A 1,839-nucleotide genomic window follows, 5' to 3' on the forward strand; every position below is an offset into this window, starting at 1 on the left:
CTAGTAGTTGGTGAACTTGCCATCATCGACTTCCCGCTCCAGATCCTCGTCGTGGTACAGGGGGGAATGCTGGCTCAGGACGCTCTTTTTCGGGCTAGCAGGTTTGGCCACATAGTGTGAACCGTGGAACGGCTGCGGCTGACGGGTATTTCCCCCCCTCAGGGTGAACTGCTGCATCAACTCTTGCAGTTGCAAGGCGGTGGAGCTGAGCTCTTCTGAGGTGGAGCTCAGCTCTTCGGCAGAGGCGGCAGAGGCCTGCATGCCATCGCTGATCTGGGTCACCGCGATATTGATCTGGGAGACGCTGGCGCGCTGTTCGCGGGAGGCGGAGGCGATCTCTTGTACCAGCGTGGCGGTCTGATCGATGCCGGGCAGCATCTCTCGTAACAGGGTGCCAGCCTGTTCGGCCACGCTGACCGAGCGGCTCGCCAGTTCGCCAATCTCTTTGGCGGCATTTTGGGAGCGCTCAGCCAGTTTTCTGACCTCGGCCGCCACGGTGGCAAACCCTTTGCCATGTTCACCGGCCCTGGCCGCTTCGATGGCGGCATTGATGGCCAGCAAGTCAGTTTTGTTGGCGATGTCGTTGATCACCGTGATGCGGGAGGCGATCTCTTTCATGGCATGAACCATTTCACCGACCGCTTTGCCACTGTCGGTGGCACTGCTGGCCGCCTTGGTGGAGATATTTTCGGTCACCTTGGCATTGTCGGCGTTCTGGCTCACGGTGGCGGCCATCTCTTCGACCGAGGCGCTGGTCTGTTCAACGCTGGAGGCCAGTTCCGACGCGGTCTGGGAGAGCGAGTTGGCAGTGGCGGCTACCTGTTCGGAGGCCGAGCCGATGGCCTCTGACATGGCGCCCACTTCGTTGAGGGTATCAGAAAGGCGATGGGCCATGCTCTTGATAGCAAAGAGCAGGCTGGAGGTGTCATTGGCCCGCAGCTTGACCGGGGTGGAGAGATCGCCATTGGCGACACGGGAGACAACCTGCACGGTGTAGGAGGGATCGCCTCCCAGCTGGCGCAAGATGCTGCGGGTTACCAGCAGGGCGAGCAGCAGACAGATGATAAATGCCGACACTGAGATCACGAGGAGGATCTGCAGATTCTCCTGATAGACATCCTGGCTCTCATCCAACGAGTTCTTTGCCAGGGTGGTGTTGACGTCAACCAGCTCCCTGAGTATCCCATCCGCCGTATCGAAGGCGGGGCGCCCCTTCTCGCTCATCATGCGGTAGGATTTGCGATCCGCTTCCACATCAATGCTCTGGGTTTGGGCCACTCTGAGGATGTCATTTTGATACCCCTTGTACAGAGCCCACGCCTGATCGAATCGGGAGAGCAGGTCAGTTTCCCGCTGGGTGAGGTAGGTTTTGCGGTATTTGGCCAGCGAATCCCACATCCCCTTTTCAAACTTGTCCATGTTGGTCAATGCCTGATCTCTCAAATCAGGATCGACTTCACCGATATAGCGATAGAGGGCGCGGTTTTGATACACCGCGTACAGATTGCCGGTGGTAATGTCCTTGATCGGCAGCAGCTGGTTGGCATGCATAGTGACCACCAGTTGTGCCATGGTTCTGGTGGAGCTATAGCTGGTCACGGTCAACGTCACCAGTAGCACCATCAGGACGGAGAACGACAACACCAGTTTTGTTTTGACTTGCAAGTTGTGAAACCAGTCCATGGTTTTGACTCCGTAAACACCGTTAATGACATTATGGGTGCGCATCAATTCCTGATGCTGAACACCACATCAGCTTGTTGATGAAGCAAATGTTGCTCTCTGCGGCGCGCCAACTCGATTAGCTGCGGCACATCGAGAATAAGGGCGGGCTGACCG

The 1,839-nt window shown here is 57.3% G+C and carries 1 protein-coding gene; it reads right to left on the bottom strand.

The window, feature by feature from the left end:
* Window positions 1–1,683: a methyl-accepting chemotaxis protein gene (locus LD28_RS0112265; RefSeq protein WP_033137249.1), complete on the bottom strand. Its 1,683-nt coding sequence runs from the start codon at window positions 1,681–1,683 to the stop codon at window positions 1–3.
* Window positions 1,684–1,839 lie beyond the last annotated feature (156 nt).

This window comes from Aeromonas finlandensis (assembly GCF_000764645.1).
Taxonomy (GTDB): Bacteria; Pseudomonadota; Gammaproteobacteria; order Enterobacterales; family Aeromonadaceae; genus Aeromonas; species Aeromonas finlandensis.

Bases quoted from the DNA above. Each gene is read 5' to 3' on its own strand.
- LD28_RS0112265 (WP_033137249.1), bottom strand. From the start codon at position 1,683: ATGGACTGGTTTCACAACTTGCAAGTCAAAACAAAACTGGTGTTGTCG.